Genomic DNA, 13,394 nt, shown 5'->3' with positions numbered 1-13,394 from the left:
GCTGCAATGAAGGTTCATTTCATCCGGTCGGGCGAGCGGCGCTATGCGATGCGGATCGAGCGGAGTTCGGGGCCGATGTTGGAGATGGACCCGGCGCCGGGCTTCGATCCCGACTTGCCGCACGATATGGTGCATTTCGTCGTCGAGGCGGTGCTCGGGTTGAAGAGCGGCGTGTTCGGGCAGATTGCGGCGGGCGGCAATGCCGGCTCGTTCCATATCGGCGGACCCGAAGGCGCCGATGCCAAGGACCATCGCCGCGCGGCGCGCAAGCAGGCAGCGAAGGGGGCGGCGCTGCTGAAGGCGCAGGGGCGCGAAGGCGAACTGTCGGAACTTGCCGCTTTCCTGTTTGATATCGGCTGGCGCAGCGAGACGCGTGCCAGTAGCGCCGCGCAGCAGGCGGCGCTCGGCGAGGCGGCGCGGGTGCGCGCGACGCTCAGCGGCGAGGAGCGTGCGCGGTTCGAAGCCGCCCAAGCGGATATATTCGCAGCCTTCAACGCGGCGTCGAAGGTTTGGCGTGCGCTGAAGGTCGGCGAGGCGCTTGTTCTCGAATGGCCGACGCTCCGCCGGATCGGTCACCCCATCGGGTAGAGGATGTCCTTGCCGACCCTGTGCAGCGCCTTCATCAGATCGTCGCTCAGCACCAGCTCCTTCGCCGCAAGGATCGGTTCGACCTGATCATAAGCGCTGACGCCGACGATCGTCGAGGCGACGAAATCATGCTGCTTCGACCAGGCGGTCGCCATCGTCACCGGGTGCAATCCCGCTTCTTTGGCGATTGTCAGATAGCGTTCCGTCGCGGCGAGGCTGCGTTCATTGACGAAGCGCTGCCCCATCGCGGCCTGCCGGCCCTCCATCGCCAGGTAGCGCGAGAAGCGCGCGCCTTCGGGCCGGGCACCGCCCTGATATTTGCCCGACAATACCCCACCGGCGAGCGGCGAATAGGGGATCAGGCTGACGCCCTCCTGCCGGCAGGCCTGCGCCAGTTCATCCTCGAAGCGGCGGTTGTTGAGGCTGAAATTATTCTGGATCGTATGATAGCGGGCGGCGCCCAGCCGCTCCGACGCGGCGAGCGATTTCATCAGCCCCCAGCTCGTCTCGTTCGAGCAGCCGAGGACGCGGACCTTGCCCTCGCGGACCAGTTCGTCGAGCGCGTCCATCATCTCGTCATAGGGCGCGTCGGGGTCGGGCCAGTGCGTCTGATAAAGGTCGACATAGTCGGTTTGCAGCCGTGCCAGACTGCCCTCGATCGCGCTGCGAATGTTGTGGCGGTCGAGCGCCGTCATCCCGCCGCGACACGGCGATTTGAACCAGAGATGGCTCGGCCCCGAAACCTTGGTCGCGAGGATGATCGCGTCGCGCTTCTTGGTCTTCAGCCAGCGCCCGACGATCTCCTCGGTGCGGCCGACCCATTTGGTGTCGGGCGGCACCGGATAGCCTTCGGCAGTATCATAGAAATCGATCCCCTCGTCGAAACAGCGGTCGAGGATCCGATGCGCTTCCGCCTCGTCGGTCTGGCTGCCGAACGTCATCGTCCCCATGCAGATGTCGGAGACGTGGATGGCGCTTTTTCCGAGGCGGCGGCTTTGCATGGCTCTCTTCTCCTGTAGGGGGAGCGCCGTCTTTAGGTTGCGATCCGCAACCTTGCAATCGGGTCAGAGAAGGAGCGCGAGCGACCCCACCAGCAGCGCCGCCATCGTCCAGTTGAAGGCGCGCAGCCGCCCCGGACTCGACAGCCAGCCGCGCAGCGACACGCCCATCACCGCCCACAGGCTGGTCGAGGGAAGGTTGATGATTCCAAAGACGAGCGCGACGAGCAGCACCGCGGCGAGGTTGCGGTCGGGGGCATAAAGCGCGATCGCGGTCAGCGCCATCGACCAGGCCTTCGGGTTGACCCACTGGAACAGCACCGCCTGGAAAAAGCTCATCGGCCTGCCGCCCGGATTCTCGCCATCGCTCGGCGCGGCGGCATGCGCGATCTTCCACGCGAGCCAGAGCATATAGACGACGCTGACCAGTTTGAGCGCGGTGTTGAGAGCCGGAAACAGGTCGAACAATTCCATCAGTCCGACGCCGACGAGGACGATCATCAGGGTGAAGCCGATCCCGACGCCAAGTGCGTGCGGGATGGTGCGGCGGAGGCCGAAATTGGCACCCGACGCCATCAGCATCATATTGTTCGGCCCCGGCGTGATCGAGGTGACGACGGCAAAGGCGGAGAGCGCGGCGAGGGCGGTTTGTTCCATGCACGCAATATATCGGGCTCTCAGAACGCCGGATTGCAAAGTTGAACCGAAATTCTGTATATGATGCAACCTATGAGCAAAATTGACGCGATAAGCCGCAATATATTGCAGGAATTGTCGCGCGACGGGCGAATCTCGAACATCGAGCTGGCCGATCGCGTCGGCCTGTCGCCCTCGGCCTGTTTGCGCCGGGTGCAGGAGCTCGAACGCAGCGGAGTGATCAAGGGTTATCGCGCGGTGATCGACCCCGCGAAGCGTGGCCTGACCTTCCTTGCCTATGTGACCGTGGGCCTGTCGTCGCACACCAAGAAATCGCAAGCGGGTTTCGAGGCCGCGATGGCCGAGGCGCCCGAGGTGCGCGAATGCCACAACATCACCGGGACGATCGAATATCTTCTCCGCGTCGAGACGGCGGATCTGGCGGCCTACAAGCATTTCCACACCGAGGTGCTCGGCGTGCTGCCGCAGGTGCATTCGATCACCACCTATGTGCTGATGGATTCGCCGAAGGACGAGCGGGCCTGACCTTGCTTTACCCTGTTCCGTCATCCCCGCGAAGGCGGGGATCCAGCTTTGCCCTGCTCCATCCGCTTCAAGCTGGATCCCCGCCTTCGCGGGGATGACGAGGTTGGGTGCTTGAACCTCCCGCGCACCCATCGCATATCAGTTGCATGGTGAAACTCTCCTTCCTCGACCTCGCCCCCGTGACCGACACGGGCACGATCTCGCAATCGCTCGCCAACGCCGCCGATCTCGCGCGCCATGCCGAGGCATTGGGCTACGAACGCTATTGGGTCGCCGAGCATCATGGCATGGCCGGGATCGCGAGTGCCGCGACCTCGGTCGTGCTCGCGCATATCGGGCAGGCGACCTCCACCATCCGCATCGGCGCGGGCGGGATCATGCTGCCGAACCATGCGCCGATGGTGATCGCCGAACAGTTCGGGACGCTGGAGGCCTTGTTCCCCGGCCGCATCGACCTCGGTCTCGGGCGCGCGCCCGGCTCGGACGGCGTTGTCGCCCGCGCGCTCCGCCGCAATCTCGCGAGCGACGAGCGACAGTTCCCGCAGGACGTGGTCGAACTGCAGGCCTTCCTCGCGGGCGACGATCGCCTCGGCATCCGCGCGGTGCCGGGCGAGGGGACGAAGGTGCCGCTCTGGATTTTGGGGTCGAGTCTGTTCGGCGCGCAACTCGCGGCGATGCTGGGGCTCCCCTATGCTTTCGCCAGCCATTTCGCGCCCGACGCGCTCGACGAAGCGCTCGACATCTACCGCCGCCAGTTCAAGCCGTCGGAGCAGCTTTCGGAGCCTTACGCCGCCGCGGCGTTCAACGTCTTCGCTGCCGATACGCGCGAGGAGGCCGAACTGCTCGCCTCGTCGCAGCAGCAGGCGTTCGTCGCGCTGCGCACCGGCAATCCGGGCAAGATGAAGCCGCCGCTCGCGGGCTACAAGGACGGTCTGCCGCCCAATGCGCGCGCGATCCTCGACCATGTGCTGCAATGCTCGGCGGTCGGCACCGTCGAGGACGTCGCTGCCGGGCTTAAGGCGTTTCAGGCGCGCACCGGCGCCGACGAGATCATCATCGCCTCGTCGATGTACGACCATGATGCGCGCAAACGCTCGGTCGCGCTCGCGATGGAGGCGGCGAAGGGGCTCTAAGCCCCATGTTGACGCGGCTCCGGCCGCGGCAGTATAGGGACGGCCCGAACGAGGGCGGCCCATTTCGGGGTCGCCTTTTTCCTTTGTTCCTCACGGAAAGGTGTCTGACATGTCGATCACGCCGCTGATGCCCGTTTACCCCCGGTGCGCCGTGCGTCCGGTGCGAGGCGAGGGGGCCTATCTGATCGGCGAGCGCGGCGAGCGCTATCTCGACTTCGCGAGCGGCATTGCGGTCAATCTGCTCGGCCACGGCCACCCGCACCTGACCAAGGCGATTCAGGACCAGGCCGCGACGCTGATCCATGTGTCGAACCTCTACGGCAGCCCGCAGGGCGAGGCTTTTGCCCAGCGGCTCGTCGATAACACCTTCGCCGACACGGTGTTCTTCACCAACTCGGGCGCTGAAGCGGTCGAATGCGCGATCAAGACCGCGCGTGCCTATCATTCGAGCGCGGGCAATGCGCACAAGCATACGCTCATCACCTTCAACAACGCCTTCCACGGCCGCACCCTCGGCACCATCTCGGCGACCAATCAGGAAAAGCTGCGCAAGGGCTTCGACCCGCTGCTGCCCGGCTTCGCCTATGCGCCCTTTGACGATCTCAATGCGGCGCTCGATCTCGTCGATGACAGCACCGCGGGCTTCCTCGTCGAGCCGGTGCAGGGCGAGGGCGGCATTCGCCCCGCATCGCAGCCGTTCCTGCAGGGGCTGCGCGACATCTGCAACGAGCGTGACCTGATGCTGATCTTCGACGAGGTCCAGTGCGGCGTCGCGCGCACTGGCTCGCTCTATGCCTATGAGCAATACGGCCTTGCCCCCGACATCCTCGCGAGCGCGAAGGGCATCGGCGGCGGTTTCCCGATGGGTGCCTGCCTCGTGACCGAAAAGGCGGCGCGCGGCATGACCATCGGCACCCACGGTTCGACCTATGGCGGCAATCCGCTCGCGATGGCGGCGGGGCAGGCGGTGTTCGACGTGATCCTCGAGGACGGCTTTCTCGATCAGGTCAAGACGACCGGCGAACGGCTGCGCGGCGCGCTCGAACAGCTTATTCCGAACCACGACAATCTCTTCGAGAGCGTGCGCGGCATGGGCCTGATGCTCGGCGTCAAGATGAAGTCCGACAGCCGCGCTTTCGTCGCACATCTGCGCGACAATCACGGGCTGCTGACGGTGGCGGCGGGCGACAATGTCATCCGCATTCTGCCGCCGCTCAACATCGAGCAGGGCCATATCGACGAGTGCATCGAGAAATTGTCGGCGGGGGCGGCGAGCTATACGCCGCCCGAAGCGTAATGCCGAATTTCCTGAACCTGTCCGACGCGGGCGGAGACGCCGTCGCGGCGATGCTCGCCGATGCGATCGATCGCAAGGCGGCGCGGGCGGGCTGGCCGAAGGCGCGACCCGACGCCGACAAGCCGCTCGCCGATCATGTGCTGGCGATGGTGTTCGAGAAGAATTCGACGCGCACCCGCTGCTCGTTCGATCTCGCGATCCGCCAATTGGGCGGCGTGCCGATGATCCTCGACGCGGGCACCAGCCAGCTCGGCCGCGGCGAGACGATCGCCGACACCGCGCGCGTCCTGTCGCGCTACGCCGATGCGATCATGATCCGCACCGATCATCATGACAAGATCGAGGAACTGGCCGCATATGCCGGTGTTCCGGTGATCAACGGGCTGACCGATCTGTCGCATCCGTGCCAGATCGTCGCCGACCTGCTGACGATCGTCGAGAGCGGAAAGGCGCTTCCGGGGCTGGAGCTTGCATGGCTTGGCGACGGCAACAATGTCCTCGCCTCGCTGATCGAGGCGGCGGGGCTGTTCGGCTTCAACGTCCGCGCCGGGGTGCCGCAGGGTTATGAACCCGACGCGGGCTTCGTCGAGACGGCGCGGGCGCGTGGCGCGCGCATCGACATCGTCCGTGACGCGCGCGAGGCGGTCGCCGGCGCCGACCTCGTCGTCACCGACACCTGGGTGTCGATGGGGCAGGACCATGCGCACAACAAGCTCGCGGCGATGGCGCCCTATCAGGTCGACGAGCGGCTGATGGGCGCGGCGAAGAGCGACGCGCTCTTTCTTCACTGTTTGCCCGCGCATCGCGGCGAGGAAGTCGTCGACGCGGTGATCGACGGCCAGCAGTCGCGCGTCTGGGACGAGGCCGAGAACCGCGTTCATGCGCAGAAGTCGGTCCTGCTGTGGGCGCTCGGCAAGTTGTGAGCGAAACGCCGGAAACCTGGTTCGACCAGCCGTTGGTCTTCACGATCGCCGATCGCCACGTGCGCGGACGGCTGATCCGCCTCGGCCCGGTGCTGAATACGGTGATGGCGGCGCATAGCTATCCGCCCGTCGCCGAAAAACTGCTCGCCGAGGCGCTGGTGCTGACCGCGTTGCTCGGCTCGACGCTGAAGGGCGAGGAGAGCCAGCTCACCCTGCAGGCGCAGACCGGCGGCGGGCCGGTCGAACTGCTCGTCTGCGATTACAAGGGCGGCGAACTGCGCGGCTATCTGAAGTTCGATGCCGAGCGACTGGCCGAGGTGGGGGCCGATCCCACCCTGTTCGCCCTGTTCGGCGAGGGCTTTCTCGCCATCACCTTCGACCAGGCGGCGGGGGGCGAGCGTTATCAGGGCATCGTCCCGCTCGAAGGCGCCTCGATCGGCGACGCGGCCGAACATTATTTCGAGCAGTCGGAGCAGATTCCCGGCCTGATCAGGCTCGCCGCGCGCCACGATGCCGAGGCGGGATGCGTCGCGGGCGGCCTGCTGCTTCAGCATCTTCCCGAGGGCGAGGCCGGGCGCGACCGGCTGCACGTGCGCCATGACCATCCCGAATGGGAGCATGCGCGCACGATCGCCGAGACGTTGAAGGGCGAGGAACTGACCGACCCCGCGACATCGCTCGAGACGCTGGCGTGGCGGCTGTTCCACGAGGACGAGGTGCGGGTCGAAGCCGGGCGCTTCGTCTCGCGCGGCTGCCGCTGTAGCACCGATTATTTCGCCGGCGTGCTGTCGAAATTTCCCGAAGCCGAGCGCGGCGAAATGGCCGACGAGGCGGGGCTGGTCAATGTCGACTGCGCCTTCTGCTCGCGCATCTTCCCCATCTCGCTCGACGAGATCGCCGCACATGGGACGGCCGCTTAGCGCCACCACCCGGGTCATTCTAACGGTGAAACGGGGCAAATCAGCGCCAAGCGGTTGAAATCCATCATCTGCCTTGCTACCTCCATATCGATGGGGTCGCATTTCCGTCCATGAAGGACGACCAGATGGAAGGAAATATGGCGATCTTTTCCCCGCTTTTCAGAACGTCTCTCGCGGCGCTCGGCCTCGCCGCGGCGACCGCGGTTCCGGCGCAGGCGCCGTCGCTTGCAATGCTCGACCGGCTCGAAAAGGGCAGTTGGCAACTCCGCGAGCGCGGCAAGGACGCGGTGTTGCAGACGATGTGCCTCGGCGATGCGCGGCGGATGATCCAGATCGAGCATCCGCGCGCGAACTGCTCGCGCTATATCATCGAGGATACGCCGAACTCGGTGACTGTCCATTACACCTGTCCGGGCGCCGGGCACGGCCGCACGACGATCCGCAGCGAAACCAACCGGCTCGTCCAGATCGACACCCAGGGGATCGCCGAAGGCCGCCCCTTCTCGCAGGCGATCGAGGCGCGGCGCACCGGCGGCTGCTGATCGGCGTCGGCAACGGCTTGTTAACCACGCTCTGCTAATTGGGAGAGGCGACGCACCGATGTGTGTCCTTCTCCCTAACGGTTTCGTGCCGAACTGGGCCGTGCCGCAACCGCCGCGCGGCCCATTTCTTTGGTGCGCCGCAACACTTGCGCCTGCGAGGGCAGGGGCCTATCTGGCGCCGATGCAAGATCTTTCCGGAAAGACGGTGATCGTCCTCCTGTCGGGCGGGCTCGACTCGATGGTCTGCGCGGGGCTGGCGCGCGAAGCCGGCGCGCGCATCGTCGCGCTCACGGTCGATTATAACCAGCGCCACCGCGTCGAGCTCGAATCGGCGGCGCGCATCGCCGCCGATGTCGGCGCGGCCGAGCATATCGTGCTGCCGCTCGACCTTCGCCGTTTCGGCGGATCGGCGCTGACAGCCGACATCGACGTGCCCAAGGACGGGGTGGGGGACGAGGTTCCGGTCACTTACGTTCCTGCGCGCAACCTCATTTTCCTGTCCTTGACGCTCGGGCTGGCCGAGGCGCGGCAGGCCGAGGACATCATGATCGGCGTCAATGCGCTCGACTATTCGGGCTATCCCGACTGCCGCCCCGATTTCATCGCGGGCTTCGAGAAGCTGGCGGCGCTGGCGACGCGCGACGGCGACAAGGGCGTCGCCTTCCGCATCCAGGCCCCGCTCCAATATATGACCAAGGCCGATATCGCGGCCGAGGCGGTGCGGCTCGGCATGGACGCGGGGATGAGCTGGTCGTGCTACGACCCGACCCCGGACGGCCTGCATTGCGGCGCGTGCGACAGCTGCCGGCTGCGCAACAAGGGCTTCGCCGAGGCCGGCCTCGCCGACCCGACACGTTACGCCTGATCCGATGGCTTATGCCGTCAAAGAGATTTTCCTGACCCTGCAGGGGGAGGGCGCGCAGGCGGGGCGCCGCGCGGTTTTCTGTCGCTTCGCGGGCTGCAACCTGTGGACCGGGCGCGAGCAGGATCGGGCGAAAGCCATCTGCAAATTCTGCGACACCGATTTCGTCGGCACCGACGGCACGCTCGGCGCGAAATATCCCGATGCGGCGGCGCTGGCGCGGGTGATCGGCGAAAGCTGGGGCGACGGGGCGGGCGACCGCTACGTCGTGCTGACCGGCGGCGAGCCGATGCTCCAGGTCGATGCGCCGCTGATCGACGCCCTGCACGCTGAAGGCTTCACGATCGCGATCGAGACCAACGGCACGCACGCGGTGCCGCGCAGCATCGACTGGATTTGTGTCAGCCCCAAGGCCGGGAGCGAGCTTGTCCAGCGGAGCGGCGACGAGTTGAAGCTCGTCTGGCCGCAGCCGGGCAGCGACGTCGCGGCGCTCGCGGAGCTCGATTTCGCGCACCGGCTGATCCAGCCGCTCGACGATCCGAACGCGGCGGCTAATGTTCAGGCGTGTATCGATCTGGTGATGGCCGATCCGCGCTGGCGCCTGTCGCTGCAGACGCACAAATCGCTGGGGCTGCGATAGAGAGATTACATCCACCGTCATTGCGAGCGGCGAAGCCGCGCGGCAATCCAGGGCAGGCGTAAACCGCTCTGGATTGCTTCGCTCCGCTCGCAATGACGAGCGGACTCGGACTATTCGGTCTTCGTCGCCGTGCTGTCGGCGGCCACCGCTTTCTTCGCCACCGGCGCCTCGACGGCATCGGGATTCTCCGATGCGACCTCGTCGCCCTCGGCCGTATCGGCTGCGGGCTTGGCGCCGTCCTTCTTGGTTCCGTCGTCGGGCACGCTGTTGTCGACCGCGGTTCCGTCGCCCGCCGCATTGTCGAGGATGATCATCGAATCGCTGATCGAGCCCGGCTGAACCTCGACCGCGTCGAGCTTGGCGGTCGATTTGCCCGATGGCTCGTTGCCGCAGGCCGCGAGCGAAAGCAGGAGGAGCGAGCTGAGGATGATCCGCGTCATGGCGCCGTTCCTAGTCGCTCGCCCGCAGCTTGTCGAGAAAGGCGGGGAAGGCGTCGGCCAGCGCGCGGTCGACCTCGGCGAACGACGCTTGCTTCCCCAGCATCGCGAGGCTGGTGACCGGAAACTCGGCGATCCCGCACGGCACGATGCCCGAAAAATGCGTCATGTCGGGATCGACGTTGAGCGAAAAGCCGTGGAGCGTGACCCAGCGCTTCACCCGGACGCCGATCGCCCCAATCTTGGCTTCGCGGCCGTCCGGATCGTCTGTCCAGATGCCGATGCGGCCTTCGGCGCGGCGCGCGGCGACGCCGAGCAGCGCGAGCGCGTCGATCACCCAGCCTTCGAGCGCCGAGACATAGGCGCGCACGTCGCGCCCGCGTTTCGCGAGGTCGAGCTGGACATAGCCCACACGCTGGCCGGGGCCATGATAGGTATAGCGCCCGCCGCGTCCGGCATCGAACACCGGAAAACGCGGGTCGAGCAGTTCGGCGGGATCGGCGCTGGTCCCGGCGGTGTAGAGCGGCGGATGCTCGATCAGCCAGATGCGCTCGCGTCCCGTGCCCGCCTGGATCGCGGCGGCGCGCTGCTCCATGTCGGCGAGCGCCGCGGCATAATCGGTCCGGCCGGGTGCGACGATCCATTCGGGTGCAGAAAGTCGGGTCATCGCGGGGTAAGTGCCGTCTCGCGGGCGCAGATGCAAGAGGCTGGACATTGGGGACGAAGGCCGTCAGTTTCGACCGCAACCGGGAAAAGAAAATAATGGGGTATCAATGACAAAATTCGACATGGGCGCGGCATGGGACGATGCGACGATGCTGGTTCGCGCGCACCTGCCGCTGACCGGCGTGCTGGCCGGGCTGTTCTTTTTCCAGCCCGGCATGATGATGGCGCTGCTCGGCCCCGTGCCGCTTTCGCCGCCCGGCAATATCACCCCGGAACAGCTCAATGCGATGCTCATCGCGGATTTGAAGCAGCAATTCCCGTGGCTTCTGGCGATCACCATGGCATCGACGCTGGGATCGCTCGCGATTCTGCGGCTGTGGCTCGCCCGGGCGGGCACCAGCGTCGGCGAGGCGCTGCTCTTTACGCTGGCGATGATCCCGACGATGATCGCGATGTTCGTGGTGCAATCGCTGTTGATGGGGATTGCGTTTCTGCTGCTGATCGTGCCGGCGATCTATCTCTTTGGCCGGCTTGCCGCCGCCTATCCCTTGCTGGCGGACCGCAATATCAAGAATCCGTTCGCGGCCCTGATGGGTAGCTGGCAATTGACGAGCGGCAACGGCTGGCGGGTCGCCTTCTTCGTTTTCCTGTTCCTGATCGTCCTGATCGTCATTTCGCTGATCGTTCAGCAGGTGACCGGCATCTTCGGCGTCCGCGGCTCTTTCGGCTATCTGATCGGCAGCGTGATCAATTCGGCCGTGTCCGCGGGCTTCGGCTTGCTCAACACGGCGGTGCTCGCATCGGTCTATCGGCAATTGGCGGCGAGGGGCGCGGGGGACATTTTCCAATAATTCGTTCCATCGGGACGAAAGACGTGAAGGACAGTCGGGGTTAACAACAGGGGAAGAGACATGGCCAAAATGAGCATAGGGGCGGCGTTTTCGGAGACGTTCGCCTTTCTGGGCGCCAATTGGGCGCGGATGCTGCTGTATCTGGGCGGGGCGCTGGTGGCGATCGCGTTGTTGGGCTGGCTGCTGCTCGGCAGCACCTTCGCGTCGATGGCGGCGTCGCCCAACGATCCTTCCGCCGCGCTCAGCGCTTTCGGCAAAATCTTCTTCTTTGCGATCATCGCGGGAACGGTGATGTTCGCAGCGAGCCTTCTCGTCTGGCGCAGCGGCCTGGTCGGCGGCGATCCGGCTGCGGACATCGGCTGGTCGCTCGGCGCCGGCGCTGCCTATGTCGGGGCGCTGTTCATCCTCTACATCGGGATGGTCATCGCCATGTATATCATCCTCCTGATCGTCGGACTGTTCGCGGTCGCGCTGTTCGGGGTGAGTGGCCTGTCGCCCGAAATCTTCATGAACGGCGGCGTGTCGGGCGGACTGATCGCCTTTGGGATCATCGTCTATATCGCGATCATCGTCTTTTTCTTGTGGCTGTTCGGGCGGCTGGGGGTCGCGGGACCGTGGATGGCGGCGCACCGCCGGTCGAACCCGTTCGCTGCCCTGGGCGCGTCCTGGAAATTGACCGGCGCGTCGCAGTGGACGATCGTCGGTTTCAACGTGATTATCGCGATCATGTCGTTCGTTTTCCTGATGGTCGCCAATCTGATCTTCGGCGGTATCGCGGGAGCGGCGGGGGGCATCTTCGGCGCGATGGGAAGCCCCGGCGCGGGCGCGGGCACGATCCTGTTCGCCGTCATTTTCGGCCTGCTGATCTATGTTCCGCTGATCCTGCTGTCGGTTGCGACGCCGGCAGCGATCTATCGCTGCGTCAATACCGACAGCAACGCCGGCGTTTTCGCCTGACCGGGCGCTGATCGGAAACAAGGGCGCTCCGCAGGCGGGGCGCCCTTCTTCGTGTCAGCTCCATTTGGCGAGCGGCGGCAGGCTCATCAGGATCGCGTCGATATTGCCGCCGGTCTTGAGCCCGAACAGCGTTCCGCGGTCGTAGACGAGGTTGAATTCGGCATAGCGCCCGCGCCAGATGAGCTGTTCCTCGCGGTCGGCGTCGGTGAAGGGCAGGCCCATGCGCCGCCGCACGATCTGCGGGAAGATGTCGAGGAAGGCTTCGCCGACCCCTTGCGTGAAGGCGAAATTGCGGTCGAATTCGGCATCGTCGCCGCATTCGAGATGGTCGTAGAAGATGCCGCCGACGCCGCGATGCACGCCGCGATGCGGGATATAGAAATAATCGTCGGCCCATTTGGCGTAGCGTTCGTAGACGTCGGGGCCATAGGGCGCGCAGGCGGCGCGAAAGCGCGCGTGAAAGGCGTCGGTGTCCTCCTGGTATGGAATTGGCGGATTGAGGTCGGCGCCGCCCCCGAACCAGCGCTTCGTCGTCGCGAGGAAGCGCGTGTTCATGTGCACCGCGGGCACATGCGGGTTCGCCATATGCGCGACGAGGCTGATTCCGGTCGCGAAAAAGCTGGGATCCTCGCCCGCGCCGTGGATTGACGCCGCGAAATCGGGCGCGAATTCGCCGCCGACGGTCGAGACGTTCACTCCGACCTTTTCGAAGACCTGCCCCGTCATCACCGCGCGCACGCCGCCGCCGCCCGCGCCGGGCGCGATCCCCTCGGCCTCGCGGTCCCATGGCGTGTAGGTAAAGTGCGCGTCGCTGCCGGTCTCGCGCTCGATCGCCTCGAACGCGGCGCAGATGCGGTCACGCAGCGACTCGAACCAGCTTCGCGCCGCCTGTTGCTGGGGGTCGAGCGAGATCATGCGGAAAAGCCTTTCGTTTGGCGGAGCGCCTCGGCGAGCGCGATGCCAGCCGCGACCGCGACATTCAAGGAGCGAAAGCCGGGCTGCATCGGAATCGCGACCCGCGCGGCGACGGCCTCGTGGACATGGTGCGGAACGCCGGCGCTCTCTGATCCGAAGAGCAGCACATCGCCTTGATCGAAATCAAAGTCGGGAAGCGGAGTCGCGCCCGCGGTCGAGAGCAGGACAAGGCGCTGGCCGCCGATCTGTGCCCATTGGCGGAACGCGTCCCAGCCGAGATGCTGCCGGACATTGGCGCGCACCGCATAATCCATTCCGGCGCGCTTGAGCGCCGCGTCGCCGAAGGGGAAACCGCACGGCTCGATGATATGCGCGGGCGCCCCGAAACAGGCGGCGGTGCGCAGGATCGTGCCGACATTGCCGGCAATATCGGGCTGAAACAGGGCGATTTCCATGCCGCGGCCATAGTCCCGGCGGGCGAAG

17 protein-coding genes are annotated in these 13,394 nt (G+C 65.8%); 11 read left to right on the top strand and 6 right to left on the bottom strand.

The genetic code is table 11. The annotated features are described in order from the left end of the window. Positions 1-6 precede the first annotated feature (6 nt). Positions 7-588: a hypothetical protein gene (locus ACVENA_RS10015; protein WP_257550546.1), complete on the top strand. Its 582-nt coding sequence runs from the start codon at positions 7-9 to the stop codon at positions 586-588. On the opposite strand, the gene ACVENA_RS10010 is transcribed toward ACVENA_RS10015, so the two are convergent. Together ACVENA_RS10010 and ACVENA_RS10005 are read right to left on the bottom strand one after the other, a co-directional pair. Next, a complete protein-coding gene (locus ACVENA_RS10010) occupies positions 573-1,589 on the bottom strand; it encodes an aldo/keto reductase (RefSeq protein ID WP_257550544.1) in 1,017 nt (338 codons plus the stop codon). The two genes, ACVENA_RS10015 and ACVENA_RS10010, sit on opposite strands and share 16 nt — an antisense overlap. Positions 1,590-1,652: 63 nt before the next feature. Beyond that, entirely contained in the window at positions 1,653-2,243 is a 591-nt protein-coding gene (locus ACVENA_RS10005) for a LysE family translocator (RefSeq protein WP_257550542.1), read from the bottom strand. Between the two features lie 72 nt (positions 2,244-2,315). On the opposite strand from ACVENA_RS10005, the gene ACVENA_RS10000 reads away from it, so the two are divergent. From ACVENA_RS10000 to queE, 8 genes are all read left to right on the top strand, one after another. Then, entirely contained in the window at positions 2,316-2,768 is a 453-nt protein-coding gene (locus ACVENA_RS10000; RefSeq protein WP_257550539.1) for an Lrp/AsnC family transcriptional regulator, read from the top strand. 146 nt (positions 2,769-2,914) lie between these two features. Further along, positions 2,915-3,901, top strand: coding sequence for an LLM class flavin-dependent oxidoreductase (locus ACVENA_RS09995; RefSeq protein WP_449328668.1), 987 nt, complete (start codon positions 2,915-2,917; stop codon positions 3,899-3,901). 109 nt (positions 3,902-4,010) lie between these two features. Then, complete coding sequence (locus ACVENA_RS09990; protein WP_449328667.1) at positions 4,011-5,198, top strand: acetylornithine transaminase; 1,188 nt, start codon at positions 4,011-4,013, stop codon at positions 5,196-5,198. Continuing rightward, a complete protein-coding gene (argF, locus tag ACVENA_RS09985) occupies positions 5,198-6,121 on the top strand; it encodes an ornithine carbamoyltransferase (protein ID WP_449328666.1) in 924 nt (307 codons plus the stop codon). The genes ACVENA_RS09990 and argF overlap by 1 nt, the downstream gene beginning before the upstream one ends. Next, positions 6,118-7,041: an Hsp33 family molecular chaperone HslO gene (gene hslO / locus ACVENA_RS09980; RefSeq protein WP_449328665.1), complete on the top strand. Its 924-nt coding sequence runs from the start codon at positions 6,118-6,120 to the stop codon at positions 7,039-7,041. The genes argF and hslO overlap by 4 nt, the downstream gene beginning before the upstream one ends. Before the next feature lie 137 nt (positions 7,042-7,178). After that, positions 7,179-7,583: a DUF3617 domain-containing protein gene (locus tag ACVENA_RS09975; RefSeq protein ID WP_257550527.1), complete on the top strand. Its 405-nt coding sequence runs from the start codon at positions 7,179-7,181 to the stop codon at positions 7,581-7,583. Positions 7,584-7,764: 181 nt separating this feature from the next. Next, complete coding sequence (gene queC / locus ACVENA_RS09970; protein ID WP_449328664.1) at positions 7,765-8,448, top strand: 7-cyano-7-deazaguanine synthase QueC; 684 nt, start codon at positions 7,765-7,767, stop codon at positions 8,446-8,448. Between the two features lie 4 nt (positions 8,449-8,452). Next, positions 8,453-9,085 (top strand): 7-carboxy-7-deazaguanine synthase, encoded by a 633-nt coding sequence (queE, locus tag ACVENA_RS09965; protein WP_449328663.1) that lies wholly within the window; start codon positions 8,453-8,455, stop codon positions 9,083-9,085. A 110-nt stretch (positions 9,086-9,195) separates the two neighbouring features. On the opposite strand, the gene ACVENA_RS09960 is transcribed toward queE, so the two are convergent. Both ACVENA_RS09960 and lipB read right to left on the bottom strand, forming a co-directional pair. Further along, entirely contained in the window at positions 9,196-9,525 is a 330-nt protein-coding gene (locus ACVENA_RS09960; protein ID WP_449328662.1) for a hypothetical protein, read from the bottom strand. A gap of 10 nt (positions 9,526-9,535) precedes the next feature. Beyond that, positions 9,536-10,189, bottom strand: a complete 654-nt coding sequence (lipB, locus tag ACVENA_RS09955; protein ID WP_449328661.1) for a lipoyl(octanoyl) transferase LipB — start codon at positions 10,187-10,189, stop codon at positions 9,536-9,538. Between the two features lie 106 nt (positions 10,190-10,295). On the opposite strand from lipB, the gene ACVENA_RS09950 reads away from it, so the two are divergent. Together ACVENA_RS09950 and ACVENA_RS09945 are read left to right on the top strand one after the other, a co-directional pair. After that, positions 10,296-11,039 carry a hypothetical protein gene (locus ACVENA_RS09950; RefSeq protein WP_449328660.1) on the top strand — a complete coding sequence of 248 codons (744 nt, stop codon included), beginning with the start codon at positions 10,296-10,298 and terminating at the stop codon, positions 11,037-11,039. 60 nt (positions 11,040-11,099) lie between these two features. Next, positions 11,100-11,996: a hypothetical protein gene (locus tag ACVENA_RS09945; RefSeq protein WP_449328659.1), complete on the top strand. Its 897-nt coding sequence runs from the start codon at positions 11,100-11,102 to the stop codon at positions 11,994-11,996. 54 nt (positions 11,997-12,050) lie between these two features. On the opposite strand, the gene hemF is transcribed toward ACVENA_RS09945, so the two are convergent. Next, positions 12,051-12,911, bottom strand: a complete 861-nt coding sequence (hemF, locus tag ACVENA_RS09940) for an oxygen-dependent coproporphyrinogen oxidase (RefSeq protein WP_449328658.1) — start codon at positions 12,909-12,911, stop codon at positions 12,051-12,053. Continuing rightward, the gene (locus ACVENA_RS09935) at positions 12,908-13,366 is read right to left on the bottom strand and encodes a tRNA (cytidine(34)-2'-O)-methyltransferase (RefSeq protein WP_449328657.1); all 459 of its coding nucleotides are present in this window, start codon (positions 13,364-13,366) and stop codon (positions 12,908-12,910) included. Before ACVENA_RS09935 ends, hemF begins: the two co-directional genes overlap by 4 nt. Between the last annotated feature and the right edge of the window lie 28 nt (positions 13,367-13,394).

Source organism: Sphingopyxis sp. 550A, assembly GCF_053569535.1.
Note: the sequence above shows the minus strand (reverse complement) of the source record. Positions and strands in the feature narration are given on the sequence as shown.

Excerpts from the sequence above, each read along its gene's own strand:
- ACVENA_RS10015 (WP_257550546.1), top strand. The coding sequence starts at position 7 with ATGAAGGTTCATTTCATCCGGTCGGGCGAGCGGCGCTATGCGATGCGG.
- ACVENA_RS10010 (WP_257550544.1), bottom strand. The coding sequence starts at position 1,589 with ATGCAAAGCCGCCGCCTCGGAAAAAGCGCCATCCACGTCTCCGACATC.
- ACVENA_RS10005 (WP_257550542.1), bottom strand. The coding sequence starts at position 2,243 with ATGGAACAAACCGCCCTCGCCGCGCTCTCCGCCTTTGCCGTCGTCACC.
- ACVENA_RS10000 (WP_257550539.1), top strand. The coding sequence starts at position 2,316 with ATGAGCAAAATTGACGCGATAAGCCGCAATATATTGCAGGAATTGTCG.
- ACVENA_RS09995 (WP_449328668.1), top strand. The coding sequence starts at position 2,915 with ATGGTGAAACTCTCCTTCCTCGACCTCGCCCCCGTGACCGACACGGGC.
- ACVENA_RS09990 (WP_449328667.1), top strand. The coding sequence starts at position 4,011 with ATGTCGATCACGCCGCTGATGCCCGTTTACCCCCGGTGCGCCGTGCGT.
- argF (WP_449328666.1), top strand. The coding sequence starts at position 5,198 with ATGCCGAATTTCCTGAACCTGTCCGACGCGGGCGGAGACGCCGTCGCG.
- ACVENA_RS09975 (WP_257550527.1), top strand. The coding sequence starts at position 7,179 with ATGGCGATCTTTTCCCCGCTTTTCAGAACGTCTCTCGCGGCGCTCGGC.
- queC (WP_449328664.1), top strand. The coding sequence starts at position 7,765 with ATGCAAGATCTTTCCGGAAAGACGGTGATCGTCCTCCTGTCGGGCGGG.
- queE (WP_449328663.1), top strand. The coding sequence starts at position 8,453 with ATGGCTTATGCCGTCAAAGAGATTTTCCTGACCCTGCAGGGGGAGGGC.
- ACVENA_RS09960 (WP_449328662.1), bottom strand. The coding sequence starts at position 9,525 with ATGACGCGGATCATCCTCAGCTCGCTCCTCCTGCTTTCGCTCGCGGCC.
- lipB (WP_449328661.1), bottom strand. The coding sequence starts at position 10,189 with ATGACCCGACTTTCTGCACCCGAATGGATCGTCGCACCCGGCCGGACC.
- ACVENA_RS09950 (WP_449328660.1), top strand. The coding sequence starts at position 10,296 with ATGACAAAATTCGACATGGGCGCGGCATGGGACGATGCGACGATGCTG.
- ACVENA_RS09945 (WP_449328659.1), top strand. The coding sequence starts at position 11,100 with ATGGCCAAAATGAGCATAGGGGCGGCGTTTTCGGAGACGTTCGCCTTT.
- hemF (WP_449328658.1), bottom strand. The coding sequence starts at position 12,911 with ATGATCTCGCTCGACCCCCAGCAACAGGCGGCGCGAAGCTGGTTCGAG.
- ACVENA_RS09935 (WP_449328657.1), bottom strand. The coding sequence starts at position 13,366 with ATGGAAATCGCCCTGTTTCAGCCCGATATTGCCGGCAATGTCGGCACG.